Below are 15545 nucleotides of genomic sequence, written 5' to 3'. Positions count from 1 at the left end.
GCCCCGGCCGCGGACGGCGGTTGGGCAGAATGGGCCGGTGACCGAAGAACGCGCCAGTGGTGATCAGGACGGGACGGGGCCCGGCGGAGGCGCGGCGGCCACGCGGGCCGCGCGGGCGGCCGCGGCGGCCGTGACGGCGGTCGCCGTCGTCACCGCCGAGGCCCTGGCGGGCGACGACCCGCTCCTGGCCGGCGGGGTGCCGTACGCCCTCGGGCTCGCCGCCCTGGTCCTCGCCGCCGGCCGGTGGCCGCGGGCCGCCTTGCTGGCGAGCGTCCAGACGGTCGTCGCCTTCCGCGGCGCCGGGCTGTCGGACGTGGGCTGGATCTGGCCGGCCTCCGCCGCGTACTTCCTGGTGGCGGCCGGTGACCCGGCGGTCCGGGGCGTGGCCCGGACCCGGCTCGCCGCGCTGGTGCGGCGGATGCCGGACGGGCTCGTCCTCGCCGTCGCCGTCGGGGTCGGCCAGGTCGTCTTCGCGGCGAACTGGGAGCTGTACGTCGCCGGGCTGACCGGCCGGGACGTCGTCGCCGAGCTCGGCGCGGAGACCCTCTGGCTCGCCCTCGTCCTCGCCGCGGCGACCGCCTGGCGCAACGGCCGCAACTGGCGCCGCGAGGAGGCCGCCGGACGGGCCCGGGCCGCCCGTGAGCGGGCGGCGGAGGCCCGGCGGCGGGCCGAGGAGGAGCGCCTCCGGATCGCCCGCGAGCTGCATGACGTGGTCGCGCACACCCTCACCGTCGTCGGGGTGCAGCTGAGGGTGGCCGTGGAGGCCCTGGAGGACGAGCCGGAGGAGGCGAGGGCCGCGCTGAAGACCGCGCAGGAGGTCCGCGCGACGGCCGTCGCCGACCTGCGCTCGCTCGTCGGCGTCCTGCGCGGTTCAGGGGCGGACCCCGGCGCGATGGAACTCGCCCCGGAGCGGGGACTCGACGGCGTCGGCGACCTGGTGGAGCGCGTACGGGCCGCCGGGCTCGACGCGGCCGTCGAGACCGAGGGCGACCCGGCCGGGGTCCCGGCGCCCGTCGCGCTCGCCGTGTACCGGATCGTCCAGGAGTCGCTGACCAACGCGGTGCGGCACTCCGGCGGTACCCGCGTCGAGGTCCGGCTGCGGTACGGCTCCGAGGCCGTCCGCGTCGAGATCGCCGACGACGGCCCCGCGGGCCCCGGGCCCCGCCCGGGGGGCACGGACGGGGACCGGGGCGAGGGCCCCGGGGGAGGGGGCGCCAGGGGCGGAGAGCACGGGTTCTCGGGCCACGAGGGCGGCGGCCACGGGGTCGCCGGGATGCGGGAGCGGGTCTCCGTCCTGGGCGGCGAGTTCGCCTCCGGGCCGGGCGAGCGCGGCGGATACACCGTCCGGGCCGTGATTCCTGTGCCAAGCTGACGATCATGACGATCTCGGTACTGCTCGCCGACGACCAGGCCCTCGTCCGGGCCGGTTTCCGCAGCCTGCTCCGGCGGACGCGCGACATCGAGGTGGTCGGCGAGGCGGCCACGGGCGACGAGGCGCTGCGCGCCGTCCGGAAGCTGCGCCCCGACGTCGTCCTGATGGACATCCGCATGCCGGGGACGGACGGGCTGACCGCGACCGAGACCCTCACCCGGGATCCGGACCTCGCGGGCACCAGGGTCATCGTGCTGACGACCTTCGAGACCGACGAGTACGTCTTCGCCGCGCTGCGCGCGGGCGCCGCCGGGTTCCTCACCAAGGAGATCGAACCGGACGACCTGCGCCAGGCGATCCGGGCGGTCGCCGCGGGCGACGCCCTGCTCTCCCCGAGCGCCACCCGCCGGGTCGTCCAGGAGTTCGCCCACCGGGCGCCCGCGGCCACCGTCGCCGCGGACCGGCTCACCGCGCTCACCGCCCGCGAGCGCGAGGTCGTGGCGCTGGTCGCGGCGGGACTCTCCAACGACCAGGTCGCCGCGCGGCTGGTGATCTCGCCGCTGACCGCCAAGACGCACGTCACCCGGGCGATCACCAAGCTCGGCGTGCGGGACCGCGTCCAGCTCGTCGTCCTGGCGTACGAGACCGGGCTGATCCGGCCCGGCCACACCGCGGACGGCCGCTGACCCCCCGGCGGCCGAAACCATTCGGGCGATCCTCCGAAAGGTCGGTCGGGAGCCTCGGATGATTCGCCCAGGGCTGGTATGCGTACCGGCGTGGGACAATGAACTACGTGCTTTTTCCCCTGGCTGAAATGCCTAGGGGCCGATCCGAACGACTGGGATGTCAGCACGTGCGTTTCCTCAATGACGTCAAGCCGCCGTACGACCTCACGTACGACGATGTGTTCATGGTGCCGAGCCGATCGGCCGTCGGTTCCCGTCAGGCCGTGGACCTCTCCGCGCCCGACGGCACCGGTACGACGATCCCGTTGGTCGTCGCCAACATGACCGCGATCGCCGGCCGCCGCATGGCCGAGACGGTCGCCCGCCGGGGCGGCCTCGTCGTCATCCCCCAGGACATCCCGATCGAGGTCGTCACCGAGGTCGTCTCCTGGGTGAAGGACCGCCACCTGGTCCTCGACACCCCCATCGTCCTGGAGCCGCACCAGACCGTCGCCGACGCCCTCGCGCTGCTGCCCAAGCGGGCGCACGAGGCCGGCGTCGTCGTCGACGAGTACCGCCGCCCCGTCGGCGTCGTCACCGACGCGGACCTGACCGGCGTCGACCGCTTCACCCAGCTCTCCGAGGTCATGTCCAAGGACCTCCTCCTGCTGGACGCGGACATCGACCCCCGTGAGGCCTTCAACACCCTCGACGGCGCCAACCGCCGCTACGCCCCCGCGGTCGACGCGGACGGCAAGCTGGTCGGCATCCTCACCCGCAAGGGCGCCCTGCGCGCCACCCTGTACACCCCGGCCGTGGACGCGGACGGCAAGCTGCGCATCGCCGCCGCCGTCGGCATCAACGGCGACGTGGCCGGCAAGGCCAAGCAGCTGCTCGACGCGGGTGTCGACACGCTCGTCATCGACACCGCCCACGGGCACCAGGAGTCGATGATCGCGGCCATCCGGACCGTCCGGGCGCTCGACCCGCAGGTCCCGATCGTCGCGGGCAACATCGTCGCCGCCGAGGGCGTCAAGGACCTCATCGAGGCCGGCGCGGACATCATCAAGGTCGGCGTGGGCCCCGGCGCCATGTGCACCACCCGCATGATGACCGGTGTCGGCCGGCCGCAGTTCTCGGCCGTCCTGGAGTGCGCCGCCGAGGCGAGGAAGTACGGCAAGCACGTCTGGGCCGACGGCGGTGTGCGCCACCCGCGCGACGTCGCCATGGCGCTGGCCGCGGGCGCGTCCAACGTGATGGTCGGCTCCTGGTTCGCCGGGACGTACGAGTCCCCCGGCGACCTCCAGCACGACGCGCAGGGCCGCGCCTACAAGGAGTCCTTCGGCATGGCGTCCGCGCGCGCGGTGCGGAACCGCACGTCCGAGGAGTCGTCGTACGACCGGGCGCGGAAGGCGCTGTTCGAGGAGGGCATCTCGACGTCGCGGATGTTCCTCGACCCGGCCCGTCCGGGTGTCGAGGACCTGATCGACTCGATCATCGCGGGTGTCCGGTCCTCCTGCACCTACGCGGGCGCCAGCACGCTGGCGGAGTTCGAGGAGAAGGCGGTCGTCGGCATCCAGTCCGCCGCCGGCTACGCCGAGGGCAAGCCCCTCCACGCCAGCTGGAGCTAACCTCTCCGGCCCCGCGCCTCCGCGTCCGAACCCGCACCCGTACGGCTCCGTACAGGTGCGGGTTCGTTCGTGTGCGCGGAGGCGTCCGCACGGCTGTCGTTCCGGCGCGAGGCGTACCCGCCGCGGCGGAGGACCGTCGTGATCGCCCGGGCCAGGACGGCGTGGCCCTCGTCGTTCGGGTGGAGGCCGTCCGCCAGGTGTTCGGGGCGCAGGAGCGGGCGGCCCGGCAGGACGAGGAGGCGGTCGTCGCCCTCCGCCGCCAGGTCCCGGCCCGCCCGTTCCATCGCCCGCCGCAGCTCCGTCAGCGTGGCGCCCAGGGCGTTGCGCGTGTGTTCGGCGGCCGGGCGCAGCACGGGGGAGACCAGGAGCAGCGGGGTACGGGGGTGCCCCCGCCGCACCAGGCGCACGAAGGCCCGCACCGTGGCGTGGAGCCACTCGGGCGTGGCCGGCACCCGGTCCCAGCAGTTGGTGCCGAACGCCAGGGTGATCAGCTCGCCCGGCAGGCGCGACAGGTGCTCCGCCAGCGGGAGTTCGCCGCGGGCGCCGCCCGCGTACCCGAGGTTCACCGGGTCGAGGCCGAGCGCGCGCCCCGCCGCCGAGGGCCAGGCGTGGGCCGGCCTGGTGGACCACCAGCCCTCGGTGATGGAGTCGCCGTGGACCAGCCAGCGGGGCCGCGCGGGCGCGGGGGAGAGGGCCCCGCCGACGGCCCGTACGCCGCGCACCACGGGCGCCTGCCCCTCCGGCAGATGGACGGTGAACTCCCCTCCTCCCGGCGGGAGTCGGAGCCGTACCGTGGCCTCCTCCGCCGGCTCGGCGAAGACCTCCGCGACACACCGCCCGCCCTGCCAGAGCGCGAACGCGTGCCGCAGCGCGCGCAGTTCGTCCCCGTCCGGCGGGACGGCCGCCCGGTAGCGCAGCTCCACCGCCGAAGTGCCCGGCTCCGCGCGGAACTCCACCCGCACGCCGATCGGCAGCGCGGCCCGCTCCGCGATGTCCCAGGGCAGCCGCTCCAGGTCGGCGGGGTCGGCGCGGACCGGCCGGTCGCCGTCCCGCCAGGCCGTGCCGCGCAGAAAGGGTTCGGGTTCCAGCCAGCTCACACGGCACCTCCGGTCGGCCCGGTGCAGGGTGGGCCACGGCGGTCGAGGAGTCAAGGCAGGGGACATGGGTTCCGTCCTGTCCCCTGATGTGTCGATTCATGCGGGGGCGCGCAATGTTTCCCCGTCCGGGCCCGAAGTGCGCAATGATCATCCGCCATCGCGCAACAACACTGCATTACGGATGCGAATCGGGGCGCTAGGCTCATCCCTCGTACCAGGAGTGGCGGGGACCGCCTGCTCGGCGGACTTCCTGCCCTTGTGGGCTGCCTCGGCATGCCCGCGGAACCGGCACGCGTCCGTCGCGATCCCCGTCGTACCGACAGGCAGCGATAAGGAGCCTCCGCAGTGCTGGATCACGGCGCAGCCCCACCGGTCGAGTCCACGACCGTCCCCAAGACCACCTTCCTGACCGCCCTCACCCGCCGTAAGCCGGTGGAACGCCTGGTCGCGGAGGGTGGACAGGGTGAGGGCGGCACTCTTCGCCGCTCGCTCTCCATGTGGCAGCTGACCATGATCAGCATCGGTGCCACGCTCGGCACCGGCATCTTCGTCGTCCTCGGCGAGGCGGTCCCCGAGGCCGGCCCGGCCGTGACGCTCGCCTTCGTCTTCGCCGGTCTCACCGCGCTCTTCTCGGCCCTCTCGTACGCGGAGCTGGCCGGCACCATCCCGGTCGCCGGCTCCTCCTACTCGTATGCGTACGCAACGCTGGGCGAGCTCGTCGCCTGGGTCTGCGGCTGGTGCCTGATGCTCGAGTACGGCGTCTCGGTCGCCGCCGTGGCCGTCGGCTGGGGCGACTACCTGAACGAGCTGCTCGACGGCACGATCGGCGTCACCCTCCCCGACGCGCTCAGCGCGCCGCCCGGCGACGGAGGCGTCTTCAACCTGCCGGCGCTGATAGTCGTCGTCCTGGCCATGCTCTTCCTGCTCGGCGGCGCCAAGGAGTCGGCCCGCGCGAACACGATCATGGTCGCGGTGAAGATCGCCGCCCTGGTGCTCTTCTGCGCCGTCGGCTTCATGGGCTTCAAGTCCGGCAACTACGCGGACTTCATGCCGCTCGGCCTCGAGAGCGTCGGCGCCGCCGGGGCGATCCTCTTCTTCTCGTACATCGGCTTCGACGCCGCCTCCACGGCGGGCGAGGAGGCCAGGAACCCCAAGCGCGACCTGCCCCGGGCGATCATGCTCTCGCTCGTCATCGTCACCGCGCTGTACGTCCTCGTCGCGGCCGTCGCCGTCGGCGCCTGGGACTGGAAGAAGTTCGCGGGCACCGAGGCCACGCTCGCCGCGATCATGAACGACGTCACCGGACAGAGCTTCTGGGGCACCCTGCTCGCCGCCGGCGCCGTGATCTCCATCGCCAGCGTGGTCCTCACCGTCCTCTACGGCCAGACCCGCATCCTCTTCGCGATGTCCCGCGACGGCCTCGTGCCGAAGGTCTTCGGCAAGGTCGACGCCAGGACCGGCACCCCGCGCACCAACACCCTCATCGTCTCGCTGCTCTGCGGCGGCCTCGCGGCCGTCGTCCCGCTCGGCGAGCTGGTGAACGCCACCAGCATCGGCACCCTCTTCGCCTTCGCCCTGGTCAACATCGCCGTCGTGGTGCTCCGCTTCACCCGACCCGACATGGAGCGCTCCTTCAAGGTGCCCTTCGGCCCGGTCTTCGCCGTGCTCGGCTTCCTCTGCTGCGGATACAGCATGTACAGCCTCGACCTGATCACCTGGGTGTACTTCGGTGCCTGGATGGCCGTGGGCCTCGTGTTCTACTTCGTGTACGGCATGCGCCGCTCCCGACTGGCCACACACGCAGAGAAGTGATCCACCCGTAGTGCGACTCAACGACCTCGACGAACGCATCGTCCACGCCCTCGCGGAGGACGCCCGCCGCAGCTACGCCGACATCGGCTCGCTCGTCGGGCTCTCCGCCCCCGCCGTGAAGCGGCGCGTGGACCGGCTCCGGGCCGAGGGCGCCATCACCGGCTTCACCGTGCGGGTGGACCCGGCGGCGCTCGGCTGGGAGACGGAGGGGTTCGTCGAGATCTTCTGCCGCCACAACACCTCGCCCAACGACATCAGGCGAGGTCTGGAGCGGTATCCGGAGGTGGTGTCCGCGTCGACCGTCACCGGTGACGCGGACGCCGTCGTCCAGGTCTTCGCCTCCGACATGCGCCACTTCGAGCGCGTCCTGGAGCGGATCGCGGGCGAGCCCTTCGTGGAGCGCACCAAGTCGGTCCTGGTGCTCTCGCCGCTGCTGCGGCGCTTCTCCTCGGGCTCGCCCGCCTGACGCGCTACCGGGGCGTGTCCTCGTAGATCCACGGCAGCACCCGGAAGTCCCCGCCGCCCCGTACGACCCGCTCGAACGGGGCGGCCGCGTTGCACGGCGGCACCTCGTCCTCCTGCGGCGAGGAGGCCAGCCAGCTGTAGCCCAGCCGGTCGCGCCTCCCGTCGTCGAGCACCGACACCCCGACCCGCTTCCCGTCGAGCCCCGGCACGTTCGTCTCCCGGACGATCCCGGTGACGGTCGCCGCCGGGCCGCCGGTGGCGAGGCAGTCGACCTCCACCACGGCGGTGAAGGTCTCGTCGCCGAAGGAGTGGGCGTACCGGAAGGTCCCGGTCGCGGCGAGCGGATCCCTGCGGTCCGCCCAGGCCAGGTGCGCGTCGAAGGCGAAGTGCACCTTCTGCCGGGTGGCCGGGTCGCGGTCCAGCCAGGCGGACCCGGTCAGCGCCGCCGCCTCGCGCCCCGCCCCGCCCCGGCCCTCCCCGGCGCCCGTGGAGGAGGCGCTCGCGGAGCCCGCGGCCCCGGCGGCGATCAGCAGGGCGGCGGCCAGCGCGGTGATCTTCGTACGGCGGTTCATGGCGGTCCTTCCGGCAGGTCGATCGGACGTCCCCACTCTTCCGCCGGGGCCCCGCCGGGGCGTCGCCCGGGCGGACGATCCGGGGGTACGCCGCCGGTCGCGGAGCGCGTACGACCCCGGTCCCATCGCCGCGCAACGAATCGCCGCTCCGGTCGGATATCGCGCAACGGTTCGACGGTCGGTCCGCAACGGTCCCGTCTTGTCCGGGCCGAGCCCGGAACCGTACCGTTTTGGACGTCTCCCGGAGACGCCCCTCCCTCCCCTCCGTCCCCACGAGGATCACCATGCCCGCGCTGCGCACCGCCCTGCTCCAGAGCTCCGGCCGGCTCGGTGACGTGACCGCCAACCTGCGGATCCTCGACGAGGCCGCCGGCCGGGCCGCGGCCGCCGGCGCGGACCTGCTGCTCGCCCCCGAGCTCTTCCTCACCGGCTACGCCATCGGCGCCGACATCGCCCGCCTGGCCGAGCCGGCCGACGGCCGCTCCGCCCGCGCGGTCGCGGAGATCGCCGCCCGCCACGGCCTCGCCGTGGGTTACGGCTACCCGGAGCGGGACACCGAGCGGCACGGCGTGATCTACAACGCCGCCGCGCTCTTCGGCGCCGACGGCTCCCCGCTCGCGCACTACCGCAAGACCCACCTCTTCGGCGACTTCGAGCTGAAGTGGTTCACCCCGGGCGACCAGCCGCTCGTCCAGGCCCGTGTCGGCGACCTCACCGTCGGCCTGATGATCTGCTACGACGTCGAGTTCCCCGAGAACGTACGGGCGCAGGCGCTGGCCGGCACGGACCTCCTCCTCGTGCCGACCGCCCTGATGCACCCCGCCGAGATCGTGCCGCTCTCCGTGGTCCCGGTGCGTGCCTTCGAGAACCAGCTCTACATCGCGTACGCCAACCGCGCCGGCGCCGAGGGCGACTTCGAGTTCGTCGGGCTCTCCGTGCTGGCCGGCCCCGACGGCACCGCCCGGACCCGCGCGGGCCGGGGCGAGGACCTCGTCATCGGGGACGTCGACCCCGAGGTCCTGGCGGCCTCCCGCGCGGAGAACCCCTACCTCCGCGACCGCAGGCCGGGCCTGTACGGCTCCCTCGTCTGAGCCGCCCCGCCCCCCGCCCCCTCTTCTTCCCGCCCCACCCCCGTGCAAGGAGTCCGTACCCCATGACGTCCACCGTGCCCAACGCCGTCGAGCACGCCGACGAGCAGCAGCCGCCGATCACCATGTTCGGGCCGGACTTCCCGTACGCCTACGACGACTTCCTGGCCCACCCGGCCGGCCTCGGCCAGATACCCGCGACCGAGCACGGCGCCGAGGTCGCGGTCGTCGGCGGCGGCCTCTCCGGCATCATCGCCGCGTACGAACTGATGAAGATGGGCCTCAAGCCCGTCGTCTACGAGGCGGACCAGATCGGCGGGCGGCTGCGCACGGTCGGCTTCGAGGGCCCGGAGACCGAGGGGCTGACGGCGGAGATGGGCGCCATGCGCTTCCCGCCCTCCTCCACCGCCCTCCAGCACTACATCGACCTGGTCGGCCTGGAGACCACGCCGTTCCCGAACCCGCTGGCCGAGGCCACCCCCTCGACCGTCGTGGACCTCAAGGGCGAGTCGCACTACGCCGAGACCGTCGACGACCTGCCGCAGGTCTACCGCGACGTCGCCACCGCCTGGAACAAGTGCCTCGACGAGGGCGCCGACTTCTCCGACATGAACCGCGCCATGCGCGAGCGCGACGTCCCGCGCATCCGCGAGATCTGGGCGAAGCTCGTCGAGAAGCTCGACAACCAGACCTTCTACGGCTTCCTCTGCGAGTCCGAGGCCTTCAAGTCCTTCCGGCACCGCGAGATCTTCGGCCAGGTCGGCTTCGGCACCGGCGGCTGGGACACCGACTTCCCCAACTCCATCCTGGAGATCCTCCGGGTCGTCTACACCGAGGCCGACGACCACCACCGCGGCATCGTCGGCGGCTCGCAGCAGCTGCCGCTGCGCCTGTGGGAGCGCGAGCCGGAGAAGATCCTCCACTGGGCGCAGGGCACCTCGCTGGCCTCGCTGCACGAGGGCGGGCAGCCGAAGCCGGCCGTCACCCGGCTGAACCGCACGGCGGGCAACCGGATCACCGTCACCGACGCCTCCGGCGACATCCGCACCTACCAGGCGGCGATCTTCACCGCCCAGTCCTGGATGCTGCTCTCCAAGATCGCCTGTGACGACTCGCTCTTCCCGATCGACCACTGGACGGCGATCGAGCGCACCCACTACATGGAGTCGTCGAAGCTGTTCGTCCCGGTGGACCGGCCGTTCTGGCTGGACAAGGACGAGGAGACTGGGCGGGACGTCATGTCGATGACGCTGACCGACCGGATGACCCGCGGCACGTACCTGCTGGACGACGGCCCGGACAAGCCGGCCACCATCTGCCTCTCGTACACGTGGTGCGACGACAGCCTGAAGTGGCTGCCGCTCTCCGCGAACGAGCGGATGGAGGTCATGCTGAAGTCGCTCGGCGAGATCTACCCGAAGGTCGACATCCGGAAGCACATCATCGGCAACCCGGTGACGGTCTCCTGGGAGAACGAGCCCTACTTCATGGGCGCCTTCAAGGCCAACCTGCCGGGCCACTACCGCTACCAGCGGCGCCTCTTCACCCACTTCATGCAGGACCGCCTCCCCGAGGACAAGCGCGGCATCTTCCTCGCCGGCGACGACATCTCGTGGACGGCCGGCTGGGCCGAGGGCGCGGTGCAGACGGCGCTCAACGCGGTGTGGGGCGTGATGCACCACTTCGGCGGCGAGACCGACGGCACCAACCCGGGTCCGGGCGACGTGTACGACGAGATCGCCCCGGTCGAGCTGCCGGAGGACTGAGCCTCAGGCGGGTCGTACGTCGAAAGCGCCGGAGGACCGGGTCCGTCCGGCGGTCAGGGCCTGGCCAGGGGCGTGAGCAGCATCCGTCCCACCAGGCCCACCGAGCGGTCGAGCCGTTCGGTGAACTCGGTCCCGAGCCCGGGCAGGGCCCGCAGCTGCCACAGCGAGCGGGCGGCGAGCCAGGCCCCGTCGCGGGCCCGGTCCAGGCTCCAGCAGCCGAGCAGGTGCGTCAGCGGGTCCGCGATCTCCAGGAGGTCCGGGCCCGGCATCAGTTCCTCGCGGATCCGCTCCTCCAGGAGGACGAGGACGTCGCCGACCCGGTCGAACTCGTCCTCCAGGTCCGCCGGCCCGCACTCCAGGGTGTGGCAGGCGTCGACGACGGCCAGGGCCAGGTCGTGTCCGATGTGGGCGTTGATCCCGGCCAGCGCGAACTGGAGCGGGGTCACGCCGGGGTGGCGGCGGTAGTGGAAGAGGGGCCGCCAGCAGGCGGGCCCGGGGCGGCCCGCCGCGTGGGCGTCGACGGCGGTGAGGTAGCGCTCGGCGAAGAGCACGTCCAGGGTGGCCGCCGCCCGCCGGTCCTCGAAGGTGCCCGCCTCGATGGCGTGGCCGATCTCCTCGGTGACGGTCAGGTACACCCGGTTGAAGACGGCGACCCCGTCGCCCGGGTGCCAGGCCGCCCGCAGCGACCGCATCCGGTCCACCACGGGGTCGACCGCCACGAACTGCCCGATCCGTTCATCCGTCCACTGGGTCTGCGCCATAGGGGCAGACTCCCAGCCACCGGGCCCGGGAGGGAGCCTCCGGGGCCCGGCTTCGCCGGAACGGGCGAATACCTCAGCTCTTCGCCGTGTCGCCGGAGTCCTTCTCGTACGAGTCCTTCTCGTACGAGCTGGTGCCGGAGTCCAGGAGCGGTTCCTGCTCCGTCGGCGCGGCCTTCAGGTGCGCCGGGGCGAAGGCGCGCAGCACGTGGTAGCCGGTGATGACCACGATCGTGCCGAGCGCGATGCCGCCGAGCTCGAAGGTGTCGGTGAAGGTGAGCTTCACTCCGCCGACGCCGATGATGATGCCGGCGGCGGCCGGGACCAGGTTGAGCGGGTTGCGCAGGTCGACGCCGGCGTTGATCCAGATCTGGGCGCCGAGCAGGCCGATCATGCCGTAGAGGATGACGGTGATGCCGCCGAGGACTCCGCCGGGGATGGCGGCGACGACCGCGCCGAACTTGGGGCAGAGGCCGAAGAGGAGCGCGAAGCCGGCGGCGGCCCAGTAGGCGGCCGTGGAGTAGACGCGGGTGGCGGCCATGACGCCGATGTTCTCGGAGTACGTGGTGTTCGGCGGGCCGCCCAGGGCGGTGGAGAGCATGGACGCGGCGCCGTCGGCGGCGATCGCCGTGCCCAGCTTGTCGTCGAGGTCGTCTCCGGTCATCTCGCCGACGGCCTTGACGTGGCCGGCGTTCTCGGCGATCAGGGCGATCACGACGGGGAGCGCGACGAGGATCGCGGACCACTCGAAGCTGGGACCGTGGAAGGAGGGCAGGCCGATCCAGTCGGCCTGGCCCACGGCGGAGAGGTCGAGCCGCCAGTGGTCGGTGACCTGGCCGCTCGGGGACATCGAGTGGATCTTCCCGAAGACCAGGTCGAGGACCCAGGAGAGGACGTAGCCGAAGATCAGGCCGAGGAAGATCGCGATCCGGGACCAGAAGCCGCGCAGACAGACCACGGCCAGCCCGGTGAAGAGCATCACCAGGAGCGCCGTCCACTGGTCCTGCGGCCAGTACGTGGAGGCCGTCACCGGGGCCAGGTTGAAGCCGATCAGCATGACGACGGCGCCGGTGACCACCGGGGGCATCGCCGCGTGGATGATCCGGGCGCCGAACTTCCGGACCGCGAGACCGGCGAGGAAGAGGACGGCGCCGACCACGAAGACCGCGCCGGTCACGGTGGCGCTGCTGCCGCCGGAGGCCCGGATGGCGGCGGCGACGCCCACGAAGGAGAGCGAGCAGCCCAGGTACGAGGGGACCGTGCCGCGCGTCGCGAGCAGGAAGATGACCGTGGCGAAGCCGGACATCATGATCGCGAGGTTCGGGTCGAGGCCCATCAGCACCGGGGCCACGAAACTCGCCCCGAACATCGCCACCACGTGCTGTGCGCCGAGACCGGCGGTACGGGGCCAGGAGAGCCGCTCGTCGGGGCGGACGACGGCCCCGGGGGCGGGCGTTCTCCCGTCCCCGTGCAGGGTCCAGCGCACGCCGAGTTTCATGAGGTCGCTCCCGTTCTCCGGATCCGGCGGCCGTGTGGGCCGTCGTGTCAGGGCCGTAAAAGATCAGCCACATGGTATGCGCCGGAACCGGGCGGGTGAGGGGGCGCGGAGGCACCCCTCACCGGGCTCAGCCGACCGGGCCCGCGCTCTTCGCCGCGCCCGTCCCGGCGTCCGTCCCGGCGGGCGCAGCCGCCGCGGCGCGCGGGGCGGTCCGCAGCACGCCCGCTCCGAGGACCAGGCCGAAGGCGAGGAGGGTGACCAGCCCGAACGAGAAGACCAGCGAGGTGGCGTCGGCGATGCCGCCGATCGCGGAGGGGGCGATCAGGCCGGAGGTGTACGTGATGGTGGCGACGCCCGCGATGGCCTGGCTCGGGTTCGGGCCGCTGCGCCCGGCGGCGGCGAAGGCGAGCGGGACGACGACCGCGACCCCGAGGCCGACCAGTCCGAATCCGGCCATCGCCACGGCGGCGTTCGGGGCGACGACGACCATGATCCCGCCGAGGGTGGCGGCGACGCCCCCGACCCGTACGGTACGGACCGCGCCGAAGCGGTCCACGACCCGGTCGCCGGCCAGCCGGGCCACGGCCATGGTCAGCGCGAAGGCGGTGGTGGAGGCGGCGGCGAGGCCCGCCGAGCCGCCCAGCTCGTCGCGGAGGTAGACGGCCGACCAGTCGAGGCTGGCGCCCTCGGCGAAGACCGCGCAGAATCCGATCGCGCCGATCACCAGGGCGGACTTCGGGGGCAGCGCGAAGCGCGGCGGGGCCTCTTCCTCCTCGGCGGGTGCCGGGTCGAGGACGCCCTGGCAGCAGACGAGGCCGAGGGCGGTGAGGACGAGGGCGGCGATCAGGTGGTGGACGCGGGCGTCGCCGCCGAGGTGGGCGGCGACCGTGCCGGCCGCCGAGCCGAGCAGCGCGCCCACGCTCCACATGCCGTGCAGGCTGGACATGATGGAGCGGCCGAGCCGGTTCTCGGTCTCGACGCCGAGCGCGTTCATCGCCACGTCGGACATGCCGGCCGTGGCGCCGTAGACGAAGAGCGCGGCGCTCAGGCCCCAGATGTTCGGCGCCAGCGAGGGCAGGGTCAGCGCCAGCGTCCAGAGGGCGAGCAGCCCGCGCAGGGCGGTGCGGGCGCCGAAGCGGTGGCTGATCCGGCCGGCCAGGGGCATCGCGAGCGAGGCGCCGAGGGCGGGGAAGGCGAGGGCGAGGCCGAGCTGGCCGGCGCTCACCCCCGCGTGCTCCTGGATCCAGGGGATCCGGGTCGCGAAGCTGCCGGTCACGGCGCCGTGCACGCAGAAGACGGCGGCGACGGCGAAGCGGGCCCGCCGGAGCCGTTCGGAGCTGAGGACGGTCTCCGCCGCCATGGGTCCTCCCCGGTGGTTGTTCTATCCGAAATATCGGATCCAACCTCTCGGATCCAGCATTCCGGACCCTGTGGTTCGGATCCGGGATGTCCTGTCCGATACGTCGTATCCGATGACGGCCGTAAACTATCAGGAACCCTGCCTGATAAATAGTGGTCCGGAGAGATGGCGGCGGGGAAGCGTCTGAGAGGATCACCGCATGGCCGCATCCCCGAGCACCGCCCGGGCCCTCAACGACCGGCTCGCCCTGCGTCTGCTCCAAGACGAGGGCCCGTTGACGGCAGCCCAGCTCAAGACCCTCACCGGGCTCTCCCGGCCCACCGTCGCCGACCTCGTCGAGCGGCTCAGCGGCTCCGGCCTGGTGCACGTCGTCGGCGAGGCCGGCGCCGAGCGCCGAGGCCCCAACGCCAAGCTGTACGGACTCGTCGCCGACCGCGCCCACCTCGCCGCGCTCGACGTCCGCACCCGCTCGGTCACCGTCACCGTCACCGACCTGCTCGGCGCCCCGCTCGCCGAGGCCGCCGCCCCGGTCGGCGAGGACGCCGGCACCGGCCCGGCCGTCGAGCTGGCGGTCGCCCTGCTGGAGCGCACCGCGAAGGAGGCCGGCGTCGAGCGGCTGCACTCCGTGGCCGTCGGCGCCCCCGGCCTCATCGACCCGGCCACCGGCGAGCTCCGCGACTCCACCGGACTGCCCGCCTGGCACCGCCGGCTCGTCGCCGTCCTCCAGGAACGGCTCCCCGCCCAGGTGCTCGTCGAGAACGAGACCAACCTCGCCGCCGTCGCCGAACTGCGCGAGGGCGCGGCGGTGGACCGCGAGGACTTCGTCCTGCTCTGGCTCGGCCAGGGCGTCGGCGCCGCCGTCGTCCTCGGCGGACGGCTGCGCCGGGGGGCCTCCGGCGGCGCCGGCGAGATCGGCTTCCTGCCGGTGCCCGGCACCTCCGGGCTGCCCTCGGCCACCGGCTGCGCCGGCGGCTTCCACGAGCTGGTGAGCACCGTCGCCATCGAGGCCCTCGCCGCCGAGCACGGCCTCGATCCGGCCGGTGCCCTCGTCTCCGGGCACGGCCCCTTCCTCGACGCCCTGGCCCGCCGGCTCGCGGTCGGCGCGGCGGCCGTCGCCGCCGTCCTCGACCCGGGCTGCGTGGTCCTCGCCGGCGAGACCGGCCACCAGGGCGGACCGGAGCTCGCCGCCCGCGTCGAGGCCGAGCTCGCCGCGCTCTCCCCGCTGCGCACCCGGGTCCGCGCCACCGCCCTCGGCGACGCGGCCGTCCTGCGCGGTGCGCTCCTGCGGGCCAGGGACGCGGCCCAGGAGGCCCTCTTCCCGTGACCGCGCCGGCCCGGCCGGGGAGCGAACGCTTCGACCCGGCCGGGCCGCACACGCGACCGCGCCGCGCCCCCGGCCCGGGGGGGCGGCGCGGAGAGTGCGGCCCGGCGGCGGCCCAGGGCCGTGTGACCGCCGCCGGG

At 73.4% G+C, this 15545-nt stretch carries 13 protein-coding genes; 8 read left to right on the top strand and 5 right to left on the bottom strand.

Features of this window, described 5'->3' with window-relative positions; translation table 11 throughout:
* Window positions 1-37: 37 nt before the first annotated feature.
* From ACFQ8C_RS20935 to ACFQ8C_RS20925, 3 genes are all read left to right on the top strand, one after another.
* Window positions 38-1372, top strand: coding sequence for a sensor histidine kinase (locus ACFQ8C_RS20935; protein WP_383459580.1), 1335 nt, complete (start codon window positions 38-40; stop codon window positions 1370-1372).
* A 5-nt stretch (window positions 1373-1377) separates the two neighbouring features.
* On the top strand, window positions 1378-2058 hold the full coding sequence (locus ACFQ8C_RS20930; RefSeq protein ID WP_383459577.1) for a response regulator: 681 nt from the start codon (window positions 1378-1380) through the stop codon (window positions 2056-2058).
* A 167-nt stretch (window positions 2059-2225) separates the two neighbouring features.
* On the top strand, window positions 2226-3668 hold the full coding sequence (locus tag ACFQ8C_RS20925; RefSeq protein WP_383459575.1) for a GuaB1 family IMP dehydrogenase-related protein: 1443 nt from the start codon (window positions 2226-2228) through the stop codon (window positions 3666-3668).
* On the opposite strand, the gene ACFQ8C_RS20920 is transcribed toward ACFQ8C_RS20925, so the two are convergent.
* The gene (locus ACFQ8C_RS20920; protein WP_383459573.1) at window positions 3665-4765 is read right to left on the bottom strand and encodes a GDSL-type esterase/lipase family protein; all 1101 of its coding nucleotides are present in this window, start codon (window positions 4763-4765) and stop codon (window positions 3665-3667) included. The genes ACFQ8C_RS20925 and ACFQ8C_RS20920 overlap by 4 nt on opposite strands.
* Before the next feature lie 345 nt (window positions 4766-5110).
* On the opposite strand from ACFQ8C_RS20920, the gene ACFQ8C_RS20915 reads away from it, so the two are divergent.
* Window positions 5111-6577, top strand: a complete 1467-nt coding sequence (locus tag ACFQ8C_RS20915) for an amino acid permease (RefSeq protein ID WP_383459570.1) — start codon at window positions 5111-5113, stop codon at window positions 6575-6577.
* Window positions 6578-6587: 10 nt separating this feature from the next.
* Window positions 6588-7043: an Lrp/AsnC family transcriptional regulator gene (locus ACFQ8C_RS20910; RefSeq protein ID WP_383459568.1), complete on the top strand. Its 456-nt coding sequence runs from the start codon at window positions 6588-6590 to the stop codon at window positions 7041-7043.
* A gap of 4 nt (window positions 7044-7047) precedes the next feature.
* Here the strand turns inward: ACFQ8C_RS20910 and ACFQ8C_RS20905 are convergent, their stop codons facing one another.
* A complete protein-coding gene (locus ACFQ8C_RS20905) occupies window positions 7048-7614 on the bottom strand; it encodes a Repetin (protein WP_383459564.1) in 567 nt (188 codons plus the stop codon).
* A 284-nt stretch (window positions 7615-7898) separates the two neighbouring features.
* Here ACFQ8C_RS20905 and ACFQ8C_RS20900 point away from each other — a divergent pair, with 284 nt between their 5' ends.
* Both ACFQ8C_RS20900 and ACFQ8C_RS20895 read left to right on the top strand, forming a co-directional pair.
* Window positions 7899-8705, top strand: a complete 807-nt coding sequence (locus ACFQ8C_RS20900) for a carbon-nitrogen hydrolase family protein (protein WP_383459561.1) — start codon at window positions 7899-7901, stop codon at window positions 8703-8705.
* A gap of 62 nt (window positions 8706-8767) precedes the next feature.
* On the top strand, window positions 8768-10468 hold the full coding sequence (locus ACFQ8C_RS20895; protein ID WP_383459558.1) for a flavin monoamine oxidase family protein: 1701 nt from the start codon (window positions 8768-8770) through the stop codon (window positions 10466-10468).
* Window positions 10469-10521: 53 nt separating this feature from the next.
* On the opposite strand, the gene ACFQ8C_RS20890 is transcribed toward ACFQ8C_RS20895, so the two are convergent.
* The 3 genes from ACFQ8C_RS20890 to ACFQ8C_RS20880 form a co-directional block, all read right to left on the bottom strand.
* Entirely contained in the window at window positions 10522-11229 is a 708-nt protein-coding gene (locus tag ACFQ8C_RS20890; protein ID WP_383459555.1) for a DUF5995 family protein, read from the bottom strand.
* 73 nt (window positions 11230-11302) lie between these two features.
* Window positions 11303-12724 carry a uracil-xanthine permease family protein gene (locus ACFQ8C_RS20885; RefSeq protein WP_383459552.1) on the bottom strand — a complete coding sequence of 474 codons (1422 nt, stop codon included), beginning with the start codon at window positions 12722-12724 and terminating at the stop codon, window positions 11303-11305.
* A gap of 127 nt (window positions 12725-12851) precedes the next feature.
* On the bottom strand, window positions 12852-14084 hold the full coding sequence (locus ACFQ8C_RS20880; protein WP_383459549.1) for an MFS transporter: 1233 nt from the start codon (window positions 14082-14084) through the stop codon (window positions 12852-12854).
* 199 nt (window positions 14085-14283) lie between these two features.
* Between ACFQ8C_RS20880 and ACFQ8C_RS20875 the strand changes: the two genes are divergently transcribed.
* A complete protein-coding gene (locus ACFQ8C_RS20875) occupies window positions 14284-15408 on the top strand; it encodes an ROK family transcriptional regulator (RefSeq protein WP_383459547.1) in 1125 nt (374 codons plus the stop codon).
* Window positions 15409-15545 lie beyond the last annotated feature (137 nt).

It is taken from the genome of Streptomyces sp. NPDC056503, assembly GCF_042794995.1.
GTDB lineage: Bacteria > Actinomycetota > Actinomycetes > Streptomycetales > Streptomycetaceae > Streptomyces.
The sequence above is the reverse complement of the archived record's forward strand: the minus strand, read 5'-3'. Positions and strand labels throughout refer to the sequence as shown.

Coding starts and splice junctions, on each gene's coding strand:
- ACFQ8C_RS20930 (WP_383459577.1), top strand. CDS start 1,378: ATGACGATCTCGGTACTGCTCGCCGACGACCAGGCCCTCGTCCGGGCC.
- ACFQ8C_RS20905 (WP_383459564.1), bottom strand. CDS start 7,614: ATGAACCGCCGTACGAAGATCACCGCGCTGGCCGCCGCCCTGCTGATC.
- ACFQ8C_RS20900 (WP_383459561.1), top strand. CDS start 7,899: ATGCCCGCGCTGCGCACCGCCCTGCTCCAGAGCTCCGGCCGGCTCGGT.
- ACFQ8C_RS20895 (WP_383459558.1), top strand. CDS start 8,768: ATGACGTCCACCGTGCCCAACGCCGTCGAGCACGCCGACGAGCAGCAG.
- ACFQ8C_RS20890 (WP_383459555.1), bottom strand. CDS start 11,229: ATGGCGCAGACCCAGTGGACGGATGAACGGATCGGGCAGTTCGTGGCG.
- ACFQ8C_RS20885 (WP_383459552.1), bottom strand. CDS start 12,724: ATGAAACTCGGCGTGCGCTGGACCCTGCACGGGGACGGGAGAACGCCC.
- ACFQ8C_RS20880 (WP_383459549.1), bottom strand. CDS start 14,084: ATGGCGGCGGAGACCGTCCTCAGCTCCGAACGGCTCCGGCGGGCCCGC.
- ACFQ8C_RS20875 (WP_383459547.1), top strand. CDS start 14,284: ATGGCCGCATCCCCGAGCACCGCCCGGGCCCTCAACGACCGGCTCGCC.